Raw genomic sequence first — 17,575 nt, 5'->3', positions numbered from 1 at the left:
CCCGCCGAGGTGCATGCGTTCTGTGCCGACGCCCTCGCGCACCGCGCCGACTTGGATTACGACATCGACGGCGTGGTGGTGAAGGTCGACAGCTTCGCCCAGCAAGACGAGCTCGGCTTCACGGCGCGCGCCCCGCGCTGGGCGATTGCGTTCAAGTTCCCGCCGGAGGAGAAGCAGACGGTGCTGCGCGAGATCCGCATCCAGGTGGGGCGCACGGGCGTGCTCACGCCGGTCGCGGAGTTCGACCCGGTGATGGTTTCGGGCTCCACCATCGCGCGAGCGACGTTGCACAACGAGGACGAGGTGCATCGCAAGGACGTCCGTGTGGGCGATACGATCGTGGTGCACAAGGCGGGTGACGTGATTCCCGAGGTCGTGGGGCCGGTGCTCGACAAGCGTCCCGAGGGCGCGCTCCCGTGGCAAATGCCTGCGACGTGCCCTGCCTGCGGCAGCCCTGTGGTGCATGAAGAGGGCGAGGTCGCCTATCGCTGCGTTTCTATCGACTGCCCTGCGCAGGTGAAGGAACGTCTCGCGCATTGGGTGAGTCGCGGGTGCATGGACATCGACGGCGTGGGCGACGAGCTCATCGATAAGCTCATCGAGGCGGGGCTCGTGCGCGACGTGGCGGATTTCTACCAGCTCTCCGTCGACGATTTGGCTGGTCTCGACACGGGGCGCACGTACCTTAAGGACGACAAGCGTCGCGGTGTGCGTGCGGGCGACCCCATCCCCGTGGGTGCGACCATCGCGCAGAAGGTCGTGGACGAGCTTGTGAAGTCGAAGGCGCAGCCGCTCTCGCGCGTGCTCTTCGCGCTGGGCATCCGTCATGTGGGAAAGAGCGTGGCCGAGGTCATCGCGCGGCGCTTCCTCACCCTCGACGCGCTCGTCGTGGCGAATGCGGACGAAATCGCCGCTGTCGACGGCGTGGGGCCGAAGATCGCGGCGAGCGTGAAGCAATTCTTCGGCGTGCCCGAAAATCTTGCTGTGCTCGAGCGCCTGCGCGTGGCGGGGCTCACGCTGGAAGAAGATCTTTCCGGAGAGGCGGCGCGTGCGGCCGAAGAGATGGGCGTGGCCGAGGAGCTGGTCGCGGCGCAACCGCTCGCCGGGCTTACGTTCGTGCTCACCGGCACGCTCGAGCGCCGCACACGCGACGAGGCGGGTGCGGCCTTAAAGGCGCTCGGCGCGAAGGTGACGGGTTCCGTGTCCAAGAAGACGAGTTACGTGGTTGCAGGCCCTGGCGCGGGTTCGAAGCTTGCGAAAGCCGAAAGCCTGGGCGTTTCCGTCCTCAACGAGGAGCAGCTCGAGCACGTGCTCGCTACCGGCGAAATCCTCTGAGATTGCGGGCAATCCACTGCCGAACGGGACAGTCCTCCCGCCAAAAGGGACTGTCCCTTCTGGCGGGAGGACTGCCCCGTTCGGCTGGGTGATCCTACCGAGTATAGAGACCGCGCTTCGATTACAACTGAGATTCACTCCTTGACGCGCGACGGCCAACACGCTCATAGTTGATGCATCAACGCGATACATCAATAGCTTGGAGATGAGCGGAGCATGGGAGATTTCCGTCGGAGTATGGTGCGCGCTTCCGCGCGGAAGGGGGCGGCCCATGCATGAGCTTCGCCGTATCATCGGCTATCTCGGGCACTACCGCCGCGACGCCATCTTGGGCATGGTGCTCGTCATTGTTGAGAGCGCCTTCGAGATGGTCATCCCCATTCTCATGGCGGATATCATTGACGTGGGCGTAAAGACGCGCGACCTGGACTTCATCTTCCGCCAGGGCATCCTCATGGCCATATGCGCGCTGCTCTCGCTCGTCACGGGGCTTGCCTATGCGCGCTTCGCGGCGCGGGCGACCTACGGACTGGGTGCACGCCTGCGCGCGGCGGAGTACGAGCGCGTACAGGAATACAGCTTCGCGAACCTCGACCACTTCGAGACATCCTCACTCGTCACGCGTATGACGACCGACGTCACCGTGATCCAAAACGCCCTCAACGCGGGCTTTCGCCCCATGGTGCGCGGACCGGTGATGCTCGTGATAGGCTTCGCCCTCGCGTTCTACCTCAACACCGAGCTCGCGCTCGTGTTCTGCGCCGTCACGCCCATCATGGCGCTCGCGATGGTCTTCATCGTGCGCCACGTGGGGCCGCTCTACGGCGTGCTGCAGGGTACGGTCGACAAGCTCAACGACGTGGTGCAGGAGATGCTCACCGCGGTGCGCGCCGTGAAGGCGTATGTGCGCGGCGACTACGAATGCGAGCAGTTCCGTCGCGTCAACCAGGGGCTCGCCGCAACGAGCGAGCACACGTTTCGCTTTGCCGTGCTCAACATGCCCGTGCTCTACGTGTCGATGTACACTGCGACGACGCTCATCATGTGGTTCGGAGGCCAGATGATCTTGGGCGAGACGCTCGAGGTGGGCGAGCTCACGGGTTTTCTCTCCTACGTGCTGCAGATCCTGAATTCGCTCATCATGATCTCGAACGTTTTCCTGCTGCTCACCCGTTCGCTCGCGAGCGTGCACCGCATCTGCGAGGTGCTCGATGAGCCTGTGGATCTCTCTTCGCCCGCAGGCGCGCGCACCGAGGTCGCCGACGGGTCGGTCGCATTCCGCGACGTCTCATTCAAGTATCGCGCGGACGCCCGCGAGCGCGTGCTCGAGCATGTGAGCCTCGACATCCCCGCCGGCTCGACTGTGGGCATCTTGGGCGGCACCGGTTCCGGCAAGACGACGCTCGTGCAGCTCATCCCGCGTCTCTACGACGTGACCGAGGGCGCGGTGCTCGTGGGCGGGCACGATGTGCGTGCATACGACCTCGCGAAGCTCCGCGACGCCGTCGCCATCGTGTTGCAGAAAAATGTGCTCTTCAGCGGCACGGTGCGCGAGAACCTTCTGTGGGGGAACAACAAGGCGACCGAGGAAGAGCTGCTCGAGGCGTGTCGGCAGGCGCGGGTGGACGAGTTCCTCGACCGGCTGCCCGGCGGCCTCGACTATGACCTCGGCCAGGGCGGCGTAAACGTCTCGGGCGGGCAGAAGCAGCGCCTGTGCATCGCCCGCGCGCTGCTGAAGCACCCGAAGGTCATCATCTTCGACGATTCCACGAGCGCGGTCGACACGGCGACGGACGCCGCGATCCGGCAGAACCTCGCGGCGCTCGAGGGCGTGACGAAAATCATCATCGCGCAGCGCGTGGGCTCCGTGCAAGATGCGGACCAGATCATCGTGCTCGATGACGGCCGCGTCCATGCTCGGGGCACGCACGAGGAACTGCTTGCGACCGATAGCATCTACCAGGAGATATACGAATCTCAAACACATGGCGGCGACCCTGCGGCGGAATCGGCACGCGCTGGTCTCGCAGCGGGTTCCAGACTGCCGCACGGGGAAGGGGGTGAGCGCTGATGGCCGCTCCCGGTAACAAGCCGAAGAACCTTGCCGCCACCGTGCGCGAGCTGCTCTCGTATCTCGGCCGCCACAAGCTCATCTTCGGCGCGGTTGCCCTGCTCGTGGCGACATCCGCTGTGGCGAACCTGCTGGGCACCTACATGATCCGACCGGTGGTCGACGCGCTCGCGTTGGGCTCGTACGACTCGTTCATCGCCGGGATCGTGCTCACGGCCTGCATCTACGGCGTGGGCGTGCTCGCGGCGTTCGGCTACACCCAGTTCATGGTGCATGCCGCGCAGAAGGTGCTCGTCGACATCCGGCGTGACCTCTTCGCCCACATCCAAACGCTGCCGCTGCGCTATTTCGACAACCACAACCGCGGCGATGTGATGAGCTACTTCACGAACGACGTGGATACCGTGGCGGAGGCGATGAACAACAGCTTCGCGATGGTGATTCAGTCGTTCATCCAGATCGTGGGCACACTCATCATGATCTTCGTGCTCAACTGGCAGCTTTCGCTCATCGTGGTCGTGGGCTACGTGTGCATGTTCGCCTACATCTCGTACTCCACGAAGAAGAGCCGGTCGTTCTACCAGCGGCAACAGGGTGTGCTGGGCGAGCTCGACGGCTACATCGAAGAGATGGTTACCGGCCAGAAGGTCGTGAAGGTTTTCAACCGCGAACGCGCCAACGTGTTCTCTTTCCGCGAGAAGAACGAACGCCTGCGCGTGGCGGGCACGAGCGCGCAGTCGTATGCCGCGTCGATGATCCCGGCGGTCGTGTCCATCAGCTATATGAACTACGCAATCGTGGCGGTGCTCGGCGGCTGGATGGCGCTCACTGGCCAGACTGATGTGGGCGTGCTCGCGAGCTATCTCGTGTTCGTGCGCCAGACTGCCATGCCCATCAATCAGTTCACGCAGCAGTCGAACTTCCTGCTTTCCGCCCTTGCCGGCGCGGAGCGCGTGTTCTCCGTGATGCATGAGACGCCCGAGGTGGACGAAGGCCGCGTAACGCTCGTCAAGACTGGCGAGGACGCATGGGCGTGGAAGATTCCCGCAGGGTACGGCGTGGGCGCTTGGGGCGCGCTCGTGCCGCTTGCGAAGGACGGGCATGGGGGCGAGCCCGTTGGCGCCAGGCAAACCGTGGCTTCGCCGGCGCGCGAGACCCAGCAGGGGGCTTCATCGTCTTGTGGTGCTACGGCCGAGCCAATGGCCGGTACCGGAGACGAAGCCGCGCCGCAGCACGTTGCTGCCGAGGATATGGGTGCGCAGGTGCAAGACGCGGCACTCGGCGCGGATGGTACCGTGGTCGCGACGGGGCTCCTGCCGCTTCGCGGCGACGTGCGCTTCCACGATGTGACGTTTGGCTACGAGGCAGGGCATGAGGTGTTGCACCAGATCAACCTCTTCGCCAAGCCCGGGCAGAAGATCGCGTTCGTGGGTTCCACGGGCGCCGGCAAGACCACGATTACGAACCTCATCAACCGGTTCTACGACGTGCGAGAAGGCGAGATCACCTACGACGGCATCAACGTGAAGAACATCGCGAAGGACGATCTGCGCCGCTCGCTCGGCATCGTGCTGCAGGATACGCACCTGTTCACGGGTACCATCGCCGACAACATCCGCTTCGGTCGCCTCGAAGCCACCGACGAAGAGGTGCGCGCGGCGGCGAAGATCGCGAATGCCGACAGCTTCATCCGCCGCCTGCCGCAGGGCTACGAGACCATAGTGACTTCCGACGGCGCGAACCTCTCCCAGGGGCAGCGCCAGCTTCTGGCCATCGCGCGCGCCGCCGTGGCAGATCCGCCGGTGCTCATTCTGGACGAGGCGACTTCGAGCATCGACACGCGAACCGAGATGCTCATTGGCCGCGGCATGGATCAGCTCATGCGCGGGCGCACGACGTTCGTGATTGCGCACCGGCTTTCCACCGTGCGCGACGCCGACGCGATCATCGTGCTCGAGCATGGGCGCGTGGTGGAGCGCGGCAGCCACAATGAGCTCCTTGCGTTGCGCGGACGGTACTACCAGCTCTACACCGGCATGCTCGAGCTGAGCTAGGGGGGTTGAAAGGAACCCGTCCCCAACCAACTCATTACAGTAATCTCGCAGCACGCATGCAAGAAAGGCCGTATACTTGGGTACACTGAACGGAACTTGACCGGGAGCCGCACGGATTCCCGGTTCACCGATCGGAGGAAACTATGAACGAAGTCGAGCGGTATCAGAGCCAGCAGTACGATCCGTACGGTAGCCCGATTTACCAGCAGGGTCCTGCTCCCCAGGTTATCTCACGCCGTCTGTACAACATCGTGCTCACGGGGTTCGTGGTGCTTTCGTTCGTCATCATGGCGGCGTGCTCCCACATCGCCGGAACGTACGAATTCCTGCTCTTCATCATGCGCAATTCCACGATGTTCATGATTGGAACCTTCGTGGGCAGCATCGGCGGCATCATCGCCATGAGCATCGGCCGCGCCAAGGAGAACCTCACGCTGGGGCTCATCGGCTATGCCCTCTTCACCCTGACGTTCGGCTTCACCACGGCGCTCGCGCTCATGTCGTATAGCATGGAGACGATCTCGCTCGCGTTCTCCGCGACCGCTGGCATCATGATCGTGTTCGGCGCTGCGGGCATCATGTTCCCGCAGTTCTTCGAGCGCATCCAGGGCGTGCTCTTCACGGGGCTCTTGGCAATCATCGTCGTTGAACTCGTGCTCGCGCTCATGGGCGTCCAGCAGTCCGCGACGGACATCGTCGTCATCCTGCTCTTCTGCGGCTTCATCGGTTACGACGTGCATCGCGCCTCCACCGCGGTGCCCACGCTCAGCAACGCGCTGTGGTATGCCATCGAGCTCTACCTCGACATCATCAACGTGTTCATCCGTCTTTTGGCCATCTTCGGTCGCAGGGACTAGCCATGTAAAATAACCCCAGGGGTTTTTAACATTGCGCGGGCGAGTGGCTTCGGCCGCTCGCCCGTTTCGTATGAAATGACCTCACAAGGCAAGAATGGTTCCTGGGGTTAATCGATATGTCGCGCCCGCCTGTTATTCGGCCAGGAAATCGACTGCGTACTGCGCGGCAAGCATGGCGCCTTTCGCGAGTACGCTCTCGTCCACCTTGTAGAAGCACGAGTGCTGGGCGAACGTCGCGCCGATCGCGGGGTTGCGCGTGCCCACGAAGGCGAGCACGCCGGGCACGAGCTCAAGGTAGCGCGAGAAGTCCTCGCCGGAAAGCGTGCCCTGGTAGCGCCCCACAGCCTCCGTCCCCAGCACCTCGACGATTGCGCGCCGGCAGCGCTCGGAAGCCATCTCGTCATTCACCACGGCACCGTGCGCGACGGTGTATTCGGTGAGCTCCGCTTCGGCACCCAGTGCCTGTGCGGTATGGATGGCGATGCGCTCGATGAGCTTCGGCATGGCTTCGTGCGCGGATGCGCTGTACGTGCGTACCGTGCCTGTGAGGTAGGCGGTGCCCGCGATGACGTTGCGCGCGGTGCCGCCGTGCAGCTCACCCACGGTCACCACGGCTGGCTCGTACGGGCTAAGGTCGCGGCTCACGATGGTCTGTAGGTTGTTGACGATCTCTGCCGCGGCGATGATGGCGTCCGCGCCACGTTGCGGCATGGCGCCATGGCAGGAGGTGCCGCGGATGTCCACGCGGAACCAGTCCGTGTTCGCCATGCGCGGCCCCGGCTCGCAGGAAATGGTGCCTGCGGCGACCTCGCTCCAGATATGCGCGGCGTACGCGCCGTCCACGCCTTCGCACGCGCCCGCGTTGATCATGAGGGCAGATCCGCCGCCGTTTTCCTCGGAGGGCTGGAACACGGCGCGCACCTCGCCGTGGAGGGCATCGCGCATCTGCGAGAGAACGCGGAGGCTCCCGAGCTGCATGGCGATGTGGCAGTCGTGGCCGCAGGCGTGCATGACCCCTTCATGCTCACTGGCGAATGGCTCGCCCGTGCGTTCCGTGACGGCGAGCGCGTCGATATCCGCGCGGATGAGCAGGCGTCGGCGCGGGCTGCCATCGGGGAGATACGCGTCTGGCGCGGTGCCGGCGAGCGTGGCGATGAGCCCTGTGGCGGTGGGACGTGCGTAGGGGATGCCCATGGCGTCGAGTTCGCGGGCGATGGCCTTGGTCGTCTCGAATTCCTGCAGGCTGAGCTCCGGGTGTTGGTGGAAGTACCGTCGCTGCTCGATGATATACGGCTCCGCCGCATGGCCGAGCTGCTGGATGCGTTTCGTCACTTCGCTGCCCATGGTTCCTCCTCGCACGCTTTCGCATCTCCCAGAATATGCGATTGTGGGAGATACGGTCAGCCGAAGTTCGCGCTATCTCCCATAATAAGCAAAAGCGGGAGATGCGAGCGGCAAAGACGCTCGTGCCCATGACGAGACGGGGCGTTAGCGTTTGTCGCACAGGGGGACAGGTTTATAGTGTAGCTGGGTGAGAGGCTCAAGGCCTGTCCCAACATGAGCAACAGGACGGTATGCGGCCGTCCCCATATGACGCATACGGCGTACGAGGAGGAACCATGGGCAATGTGTTCATCGTCCGGTCGAAGCGCGTATTCACGGCGGAGCGCGGCGTCGACGTGCCGCGTGAGCTCGCGTTCGCGGTCGAGCTTCCTGTAGGTGCTTCCAATGCCGAAGGATCCGGTCGCATCGCGCACATCGGTGCACCGGATGACGTCATCGCTGCATGTCCGGCCGGTACACCGGTCACGGATTTCGGCGACCGCTTCATTTGCCCGGGCTTCCACGACGCTCACCTGCACTTCTTCCACACGGCCGTCTACAACTCGCCCTACGTGCTCATGCACATGGGCGAGAGCGAGGCTGAGCTCGTGGCGCGCACGCGCGAGTTCGCCGCCACGCTTCCGCCGGATGCGTGGGTCGTCACGCAAGGCTGGCGCGACTACCGCTGGGATCCGCCCGTGCCTCCCACGAAGCGCTCGCTCGACGAGGCGTTTCCGGACAGGCCCTGCGCAATGTGTTCCGGCGACGGGCACACGCTCTGGTTGAACTCGCGCGCGCTCGAGGCGCTCGGCATCTCGCACGATTCCGAGCCCCCTGCGGGCGGCATCTACGACCGCGACGAAAACGACGAGCTCACGGGCATCATCCGCGAGGCGGCGGCCATGGAGCTTCAGCCGCGCCTGCTCGAATGGCTCACCCAGGCGGACTTCGAACGCGCCTACACCGAGCAGATGGCGCGCATGGCGGCACAGGGCATCACGTCGATCTGCGACATGTCGCTCATGCCGCTGCCGGGTTGCGATTTCATTCGCGAGGACATCTATGAGGCGCTCGACACGCGCGGCGCGCTCACGCTGCGCGCGCATCTGTTCCCCACGTTGCTCGATGATCAGGCGCGCCTGGAGCGCCTGCAGGAGCGCTACGACGCGCCCGGCGCGAGCACGCTCATCAAGGCGCCAGGCTTCAAGCAGTTCTTCGACGGCGTGTCGAGCCAGCATACGGCGTACCTCACCGAGCCGTATACGAACGCGCGCTACCCGGGTGACCGCGGGCATCTTACGGTGAGCGCGGAGCGCATGTGCGAGCTCGTGCTGGCGGCGGCGGAACGCGGCCATGCTGTGCGCATCCACACCATCGGCGACGGCGCCATCCATGCGGCGCTCGATATCTTCGAAGAAGCAGCGGCACGTTTCGGAGCGCCCAAGCAGGGGAGGAACACGCTCGAGCACTTGGAGAATCTGCTGCCCGGCGACCTGTCACGCCTTGCGGAGCTGGGCGTGGTCGCGTCGTCCCAGCCGTGCCACATCACGCTCGACCCGGGCGGCCCAGAGCGCGACCTGGGGTTGGAGCGGTCGCGGATCATGTGGCCGTTCGCGACGTACGAGCGGCTGGGCGTTACTCAGGCGTTCGGCACGGATTCCCCCATCACGCCGGTTACCTCGATGAATGTGCTTTACACGGCGGTAACGCGGCAAGATCCCGTGACGCACGAGCCCGCGGGCGGTTGGCTGCCCGAGGAGCGCATTCCCATGGCGCAGGCGCTCAGGAACTACACGCTCGGAAGCGCGTGCGCCGCGGGGCGGGAGTGCGAGCTCGGGAGCCTTGAAGCCGGCAAGCTCGCCGATTTCGTTGTGCTCGACCACGACCTCACCGCGTGCGAGGCGGATGATATCCAGGCTACGCGTGTGCTCGCGACCTACGTAGGCGGTCGCTGCGTATTCGAAGCGTAACGCTATAACGAGGGGCTTTTGGCGGGAGGCATGTTGTTGTGCGGTGTGCAGGGCAGCTTCATGCGGATGGCTCAGCGGCCATTCCGTACAACCCTGTAAAATAGTCGCTGGGGTTATTTTACAGGGTTCGGATGACCCGTGTAAAAACGGCGGGAGTTATCTCATGGGGTTTTTCATGGGGTCGCCCCACGTGCCCTAGACATCTGTGCTCACTCATAAAATCTAAGTGTCATTTAATAAGATTTTTTGCTACCGAGTTGTATAAGTTCGCGCAGCTGGGTACTATTCACTGCGTACGTAACGGATTGGTGCAGCGAGTGCCATCGCGCCCGCGCAACCGACGAAGGAGGAACCTTCTATGAGTTTGAAGCCGCTTGGTGATCGCGTCCTGATCAAGCCGGAGCCCGCGGAGCAGAAGACCGCGACCGGCCTGTATATCGCGAGCAACGCGCAGGAGAAGCCGCAGCGCGGCGAGGTCGTCGCCGTGGGCGCCGGCAAGCTCAACGACAAGGGCGAGCGCATGCCCATCGACGTCAAGGTTGGCGATACCGTGATCTATGGCAAGTTCGGTGGCAACGAGGTCAAGATCGACGGCGAGGATTACCTGCTCATGCGCGCCGACGACATCTATGCGGTCGTCGAGTAGCACCCGCGCTCGTGTAATCCACATGCAGCTTATCTAGTTGGAGGAAGAACAAATGGCTAAGGACATCACCTTCGATACCACGGCGCGCGCCAAGCTCGCCAAGGGCGTCAACAAGCTTGCTGACGCCGTAACCGTCACCATGGGCCCCAAGGGTCGCTATGTTGCGCTGCAGCGTTCCTTCGGCGCGCCGACCATCACCAACGACGGCGTTTCCGTCGCCAAGGAGGTCGAGCTCGAGGATCCTATCGAGAACATGGGTGCTCAGCTCGTGAAGGAGGTCGCCACCAAGACGAACGACACCGTCGGTGACGGCACCACTACCGCGACCCTGCTCGCCCAGGCCATCGTGAACGACGGCCTGCGCAACGTGGCCGCCGGTGCCAACCCGCTCGCCATCCGTCGCGGCATCGAGAAGGCCGTGAACGCCGCCGTGGCCGAGATGAAGGAGCAGGCGCAGCCCGTCGAGACCAAGGAGCAGATCGCGTCTGTCGGCACCATCTCCGCCGGCGACCCGAAGGTTGGCGAGAAGATCTCCGACGCCATGGACGTCGTGGGCAAGGACGGCGTCATCACCGTCGAGGATTCGCAGACGTTCGACATCACGATCGACACCGTTGAGGGCATGCAGTTCGATAAGGGCTATGTCTCCGCGTACTTCGTTACCGATAACGACCGCATGGAGGCCACGCTCCGCGATCCCTACATCCTCATCACGGACCAGAAGGTCTCTAATGTCCAGGACATCATGCCTGTTCTCGAGGCTGTCCAGCGCTCTGGTAAGGGCCTGCTCATCATCGCCGAGGACATCGACGGCGAGGCGCTGCCCACGCTCGTGCTCAACAAGATTCGCGGCGCGCTCCAGGTCGTCGCGGTGAAGGCACCGGGGTACGGTGACCGCCGCAAGCGCATGCTCGAGGACATCGCCGCCCTCACCGGTGGCCAGGCTGCCCTCGATGAGCTGGGTATCAAGGTTGCCGACATCACGCCCGACATGCTCGGCACCGCGAAGTCCATCACCGTCACGAAGGATAACACCACCATCGTCGACGGCGGCGGCACCAAGGAGGCCATCGAGGCTCGCGTCGCTCAGATCAAGGCCGAGCTCGAGCATACCGATTCTGATTTCGACCGCGAGAAGCTCCAGGAGCGTCTCGCCAAGCTCTCCGGCGGCGTTGCCGTGATCAAGGTCGGCGCTGCGACCGAAACCGAGCTCAAGGAGATCAAGCATCGCGTCGAGGACGCTCTGCAGGCGACCCGCGCGGCCGTCGAGGAGGGCATCGTCGCCGGCGGCGGCGTGGCCTTCATGGACGCCATTCCCGCGCTCGACGCCGTTGAGATCGATGACCCCGAGGAGAAGATTGGCGTCGATATCGTCAAGAAGGCGCTCACCGCGCCGGTGGCGACCATCGCGAAGAACGCCGGCTTCGAGGGTGCTGTCGTGGTTGACAAGGTCGCCACGCTGCCCGCGGGCGAGGGTCTGAACTCCGCGAATGGCGAGTGGGGCAACATGATCGAGATGGGCGTGCTCGACCCGGTCAAGGTTACCCGTACCACGCTGCAGAACGCTGCTTCCGTGGCTTCGCTCATCCTCATTACCGAGGCGACCGTGACGGACGTGCCGAAGAACACCGCGCTCGAGGACGCCATCGCCGCCGCTACCGCCGGTGCGCAGGGTGGCGGCATGTACTAAGGCTTAGCTGAGCCTTTGACTCCAGCCGGGAAGCCCTCGGCTTTCCCCTTCGCTTGTCCTCGGCGCATGGCCGCCGTCCGGGAAACCGCCTCCGGCGGTTTCTGCGGGCGGCGGCCGCGCCTGCGGAATCGCTCAGGGGAAGGCCGGGGGCTTCCCTGCGTCTTCGGGCTCGCCGCGCAGGCGGGGGGATGCGGGGGCGTCGGGCGCCATTGCTCGCTTCGCTCGCTCGGCGCGTGCGCGGGCGGCGTCGCTTCGCTCGCCGCGTGCGGTTGTGGCCAAAAACGAAAGGTTGGTGACGCTGCTTCTTGGAAAATGAGGGTGTGCATCACCCACCGCCCTGGTAGGGAGCGCGGTTATCCCAGCTACGGGGAGACCGCATCCGTGTTTCCCAAGAAGCAGCGTCACCAACCTTTCGTTTTTGGCCACGATAGGTCTCAGATGCGTGCAGGGGGGCGTTCAGCCGTGTCGATTTCCCTGCATGGGAGCGAGCGCGATGGAGGTCGTGGTATGATGCACGTCCATTTGGGTACAGTTGGAAAATGCAGCGAGTTTGCTGCAACTGTGGTTGAAGACCAAGCATAACAGGGGTTTCAGCATGTTAGAGAGATTTACCGACCGCGCGCGGCGCGTCATGTCGACGGCGAAGCAGGAGGCGGTCGAACTCAATACAACGAATGTGGGCACCGAGCATCTGCTGCTTGCGCTTGCGAAGGAAGAGGAAGGCATTGCGGCGGAGGCGCTGCGCTCGCTCGATCTCTCATACGACGATATCTTGGCGCAGCTCAAAGAGAGTTCTGCCAAGGCGGCCGAGGACTCCGACCTCGCTGAGTCTTCGGTTCAGGTGAGCGACGATGTCGGTGCGGCGTTTGCCGAACCTTTAGACGAGGCCGCCGGTACCGGCGCTGCTGCGTCAGACGTGCCCGGCGTATCGGATGCGGCTGGAAATGAGGCGCAGAATCCCGCCGAGCCGGGGAAAGCCAAGCTTGCCTTCACACCGCACGTCATCCATGTCATGGAAAGCGGCTTTAGGCACGCGCGCGAGAACGATCAGACCTATGTCTCGACAGAGCACCTGCTTCTGGGCATCATCGATGATTCCTCGTGCCGCGCCATGGACATCCTCATGCGTCTCGGGGTGTCGGCGGCGTCTGTGCGTCAGGCCGTTCACAAGCTTATCTCCAAGGATCAGGATAAGCGCCCCATGGCAGGCGCCGGCTTCGGCCGTCCGGGTGCGGGGCTCCCGTTCTTCTCCGGTGAGGCTGCTGGTGGCAAGGCGAACAAGGGCGGCTCCATGCTCGAGCAGTTCGGCACGAACCTCACCAGTAAGGCACGCGACGGCAAGCTCGACCCGGTGATCGGCCGCGGGCGCGAGATCAGCCGCATGATGGAGATCTTGAGCCGCCGCACGAAGAACAACCCGCTCATTCTGGGCGACCCGGGTGTGGGCAAGACCGCGCTCGTAGAAGGCCTTGCACAGGAGATCGCCGCCGGCAACGTGCCCGAGAATCTCATGGACAAGAACATCTGGGCGCTCGATCTGCCCGGACTTGTTGCCGGCGCGAAGTACCGCGGCGAGTTCGAGGAGCGCCTGAAGGGCGTCATCCAAGAATGCACGGACGCCGATGACGTCATCCTTTTTATCGACGAGATGCACACGCTCATCGGTGCCGGTTCCGCCGAGGGATCCATCGATGCGAGCTCTATGTTGAAGCCCGTGCTCGCGCGCGGCGCATTCCAGATCATCGGTGCCACCACGGCCGAGGAATTCCGCAAGTACCTCACGAAAGACCCCGCGTTCGAGCGTCGCTTCCAGTCGATCGACGTGGAGGAGCCGAGCGTCGAGGACACGGTTCAGATTCTGAATGCGCTGCTCCCGCGCTACGAGGAGCACCACCACGTGCGCTACACGCCCGAGGCCGTCGAGGCGGCCGCGAGTCTTTCGGCGCGCTACATTCAAGACCGCTACCTGCCGGACAAGGCGATCGACCTCATCGATGAATCCGGCGCGCGGGCGCGTATCGCGAAGAACCGCGCTCCCGAAGCCGTTCGCGATGCCGAGGCGAAGGTCGCCGAGCTCAAGGCCGCGATGGAAGAGGCGTCCGAGGCGGACGACATGAACCGCGCTGCCGAGCTCAAGGAGCAGGAGCACGAGGCTGAAATCGCGCTGTCTGAAGCGCGTGCCGCATGGACAGCTGAGCTCGACGCGAGCCCGCTCGTTATCGATACGGAGCAGATTGCGGATATCGTAAGCGCCACCTCCGGCGTGCCGGTGTCCTCGCTCACCGAGGACGAGAGCCGCCGCCTGCTCGCGTGCGAGGACGCGCTCAAGACGCGCATCATCGGCCAGGACGAGGCGGTTGCCGCCGTGGCGAAGGCCATTCGCCGTAGCCGTTCGCCGCTCAAAGATCCGCGTCGCCCCGGTGGCTCGTTCATCTTCCTGGGACCTACGGGCACGGGCAAGACCGAGCTTGCGAAGACGCTCGCCGAGTACCTTTTCGGTAGCAAGGACGCGCTCATCTCGTTCGACATGAGCGAGTTCGCGAGCGAGTACGAGGTCTCGAAACTCATCGGTTCGCCACCGGGCTACGTTGGTCACGAGGAGGGCGGTCAGCTCACGAAGGCTGTGCGTCGGCACCCGTATTCGGTCGTGCTCTTCGACGAGATCGAGAAGGCGCATCCGGATATCTTCAACATCCTGCTGCAGGTTCTCGACGAAGGTCGCCTCACGGATGGCCAGGGCAAGACGGTCGACTTCCGCAACACGGTCGTCATCATGACGTCGAACGTGGGCGCGCGCGAGATCGCGCAGGAATCGAGCGTGGGCTTTGGCAGCACAGGCGAGGCGGGGCTCTCTGGCAAGGAGATCAAGAGCCGCGCCATGACCGAGCTCAAGCGCCTGTTCCGTCCCGAGTTTCTGAACCGCGTGGACGATATCGTGGTGTTCCAGAAGCTCACGGGCGAGAGCCTTACCGCGATCGCGGAGCTCTTGGTCGACGACCTGCGCCAGCGCCTCATTGCGAACGGCATGAACATCCAGCTCACCGATGCCGCGGTGGCGAAGATTGTCGCCGAGGGCACCGACCTCACGAACGGCGCGCGCCCGTTGCGCCGCGCGATTCAGCGCCTCATCGAGGATCCGCTTTCCGAGGAGCTCCTGGCGGGCGAGTGGCGCGCGGGCGACACGGTGCTCTGCGACGTTGATGGCGGGGAGTTCGTTTTCAGTCACGGTACGGGCGAGATTCCCGCGCCGCGCGCGACCGGCGAGCTCGGGGCGAGCTTCGAGGCCGCACCGCATTCGGCGGGTGCCGCGCCGCGCCTAGGCGGTGGCGGTTCCGACGGAATCCAGCAGGTAGGAGCCGGCGCGAAGGGATAGGGTTCGAACGGATACCGACTCAAGTGACTGAAGCGAGCGGGCGTCACGCAGGTGGCGCCCGTTTTGCTGTACGGCAGGCATGCGAAGGGCCGCTCCGGGTCGACGCCTTCATGCCCGTCCTCCAAAATGACGACCCAAGGCGGCACACAAGGTGTTAGGCAATTTTTCGTAAAGTCCCGTGTGCCGTCCCGTACGCCCGCCCGCTCATGCGAAAATAGATGCATACGTGTGAACGTCGTGCGAGATGGGGGAGTAGAGTGGACAAAGAAGAGATTCAAAAGCGCATGAACGAGGCCATCCGCCTCACCGCCCCCGGTCAGCCCATCCGCACCGCCCTCGATATGATCATCGCGGGGCACCTCGGCGCGCTCATCTGCGTGGGCGACACCGAGCATGTCCTCGCGGCCGGTAACGACGGCTTTCCGCTCAACATCTCGTTCACCTCGAACCGCCTCTTCGAGCTCTCGAAGATGGACGGTGCCATCGTCATCGACGAGAACCTCTCGCAGATTCTGCGCGCGAACTTCCATCTTAACCCGGACCCGTCGCTCGCCACGAGCGAGACGGGCATGCGTCATCGCACCGCCGCGCGCATGAGCGTCCTCACCGACGCCATCGTGATCTCGGTCTCGGAGCGTCGATCCGTTGTAAACGTCTACGTTCACGGCAAGTCCTACCAGATCCAGCAAGTTTCCGAGATCATGGCCTCGGTGAATCAGCTCGTCTCCACGTTGCAGACCACGCGCACGCAACTCGACCGCGCGCTCCTGCGCCTCACCGCGCTCGAACTCGACGACTACGTCACCCTTGCAGACATCACGGACATCTTCTCGAGCTTCGAGATCCTCCAGCAGGCGAAAGACGAGCTCAAGTTTTGCATCGTTAAGCTCGGCAGCCAGGGCAAGCTCGTGCGCATGCAGCTCGAGCAACTCGCTGGCGACGTGATCGAGAACGACTACAACCTTATGATCCGCGACTACGCGCAGGATTCCTCCGAAGAGAACGCCGTGCGCATTCGCAAGCTCTTCTCGAGCATGTCCGCGCAGGAGCTCACGAATCCCAAGCGCGTGGCAGAGGCGCTCGGCTACGACGACCTCGACGAGGACTCTGTCATGACGCCACTGGGACTCCGCACGCTCTCCCAGGTCTCGGTTGTGCGCGACGGCGTGGCCGAGAAGATCGTGGGCGAATACGGCTCGCTGCAGGAGTTGCTGGACGATATCCAGAAAGACCCGGAGCGTTTGGGAGACTTCGGCGTGAACAACCCCACGATCCTGGCCGATTCGCTCTACCGTATGGGCGGCAAGCATGGTGGTGCCGCGTGATGGCGGCTAACGAGCACGCCGAGGCTTCTCGCGCGGACGCTTTTCGTCCCGAGGCGTCCCGCTCTGCGGAAATTCAGACAGAAGATGACGGGTGCTTCGGCGATTTTGCAACTATGCCCGCCATGTATTGTCCGGATTTCTCGCGTGCCGAAGAGGCGGGGCAGCAGCGTGGCTCCGTGTGCGCGATCATCGTGGCGGGCGGCACGGGCTCGCGGTTCGGCAACCCCGGTGGCAAGCAGCTCGTGGAGATCGCCGGCCGCCCCATGCTCTCGTGGACAATCGAGGCATTCGACCGCGCGCACGCGATCAGCCATATTGTCGTGGTGTGCCCGGAAGAGCGGTGTGCTGAGTACCGTGCTCGCGCGGTGGAGCCGTACGGCTTCGAGACGCCCATCACCTTCGCAGATGCTGGTATGACGCGGCAGGACTCCACGCATGCCGGCCTCGTCGCCGCGCCGGAGGGCTGCGCGTATGTCGCCATCCACGACGGTGCACGCCCGCTCATCCGACCCGAGGCCATCGACGCAGCGGTGCAGGCGCTCTGCGCCGACGCCGACCTCGACGGCGTGGTGTGCGGTCAGCCGGCCATCGACACGCTGAAAATCGCCGACCCGGTGGGACTCATCGACTCTACGCCCGACCGCAGCCAGTTTTGGTGCGTGCAGACGCCGCAGGTGTTTCGCATCGACGCTCTGCGCCAGGCGATGGATTTCGCCGCGCGCACGGGGTTTGTCGGCACCGACGATGCCTCGCTCGTCGAGCAAGCGGGGGGCTTGGTGCGCTGCATCGAGGCTCCGCGTGACAACCTTAAGGTCACGGTGCCCGAGGATCTGCCTCTGGTCGAGGCCATCATGCAGATGCGCCGGAATTGAGGCCCTGAATGTGGGGAGCCGTGCGCTTGCCGCAGACGCTGCACCGCGCCCTGTCGCCG

At 64.1% G+C, this 17,575-nt stretch carries 11 protein-coding genes; 10 read left to right on the top strand and 1 reads right to left on the bottom strand.

Annotated features, from left to right (window positions below; translation table 11 throughout):
• From ligA to QZ079_RS00985, 4 genes are all read left to right on the top strand, one after another.
• Nucleotides 1-1,335: NAD-dependent DNA ligase LigA (ligA, locus tag QZ079_RS01000; protein ID WP_297033901.1), on the top strand; the 1,335-nt coding region annotated here is incomplete at its 5' end.
• 271 nt (nucleotides 1,336-1,606) lie between these two features.
• Complete coding sequence (locus QZ079_RS00995) at nucleotides 1,607-3,406, top strand: ABC transporter ATP-binding protein (RefSeq protein ID WP_297033898.1); 1,800 nt, start codon at nucleotides 1,607-1,609, stop codon at nucleotides 3,404-3,406.
• Nucleotides 3,406-5,460, top strand: coding sequence for an ABC transporter ATP-binding protein (locus tag QZ079_RS00990; protein ID WP_297033896.1), 2,055 nt, complete (start codon nucleotides 3,406-3,408; stop codon nucleotides 5,458-5,460). The genes QZ079_RS00995 and QZ079_RS00990 overlap by 1 nt, the downstream gene beginning before the upstream one ends.
• 143 nt (nucleotides 5,461-5,603) lie before the next feature.
• Entirely contained in the window at nucleotides 5,604-6,317 is a 714-nt protein-coding gene (locus tag QZ079_RS00985) for a Bax inhibitor-1 family protein (protein ID WP_291289688.1), read from the top strand.
• Between the two features lie 132 nt (nucleotides 6,318-6,449).
• On the opposite strand, the gene QZ079_RS00980 is transcribed toward QZ079_RS00985, so the two are convergent.
• Entirely contained in the window at nucleotides 6,450-7,661 is a 1,212-nt protein-coding gene (locus QZ079_RS00980) for an amidohydrolase (protein WP_291289689.1), read from the bottom strand.
• Nucleotides 7,662-7,936: 275 nt separating this feature from the next.
• On the opposite strand from QZ079_RS00980, the gene QZ079_RS00975 reads away from it, so the two are divergent.
• From QZ079_RS00975 to ispD, 6 genes are all read left to right on the top strand, one after another.
• Nucleotides 7,937-9,610, top strand: coding sequence for an amidohydrolase (locus QZ079_RS00975; RefSeq protein ID WP_297033891.1), 1,674 nt, complete (start codon nucleotides 7,937-7,939; stop codon nucleotides 9,608-9,610).
• 358 nt (nucleotides 9,611-9,968) lie between these two features.
• Nucleotides 9,969-10,256: a co-chaperone GroES gene (groES, locus tag QZ079_RS00970; RefSeq protein WP_291289691.1), complete on the top strand. Its 288-nt coding sequence runs from the start codon at nucleotides 9,969-9,971 to the stop codon at nucleotides 10,254-10,256.
• A 52-nt stretch (nucleotides 10,257-10,308) separates the two neighbouring features.
• Nucleotides 10,309-11,946: a chaperonin GroEL gene (gene groL / locus QZ079_RS00965; RefSeq protein ID WP_291289692.1), complete on the top strand. Its 1,638-nt coding sequence runs from the start codon at nucleotides 10,309-10,311 to the stop codon at nucleotides 11,944-11,946.
• Nucleotides 11,947-12,541: 595 nt separating this feature from the next.
• The gene (locus tag QZ079_RS00960; protein WP_297033886.1) at nucleotides 12,542-15,319 is read left to right on the top strand and encodes an ATP-dependent Clp protease ATP-binding subunit; all 2,778 of its coding nucleotides are present in this window, start codon (nucleotides 12,542-12,544) and stop codon (nucleotides 15,317-15,319) included.
• 257 nt (nucleotides 15,320-15,576) lie between these two features.
• Nucleotides 15,577-16,644, top strand: coding sequence for a DNA integrity scanning diadenylate cyclase DisA (gene disA, locus QZ079_RS00955; protein WP_297033883.1), 1,068 nt, complete (start codon nucleotides 15,577-15,579; stop codon nucleotides 16,642-16,644).
• Nucleotides 16,644-17,516: a 2-C-methyl-D-erythritol 4-phosphate cytidylyltransferase gene (ispD, locus tag QZ079_RS00950; protein ID WP_366926422.1), complete on the top strand. Its 873-nt coding sequence runs from the start codon at nucleotides 16,644-16,646 to the stop codon at nucleotides 17,514-17,516. Before disA ends, ispD begins: the two co-directional genes overlap by 1 nt.
• Nucleotides 17,517-17,575: the final 59 nt, after the last annotated feature.

Origin of the sequence: uncultured Enorma sp., assembly GCA_905210055.1 — a bacterium.
Classification (GTDB): Bacteria; Actinomycetota; Coriobacteriia; order Coriobacteriales; family Coriobacteriaceae; genus Enorma.
Note: the sequence above shows the minus strand (reverse complement) of the source record. Positions and strands in the feature narration are given on the sequence as shown.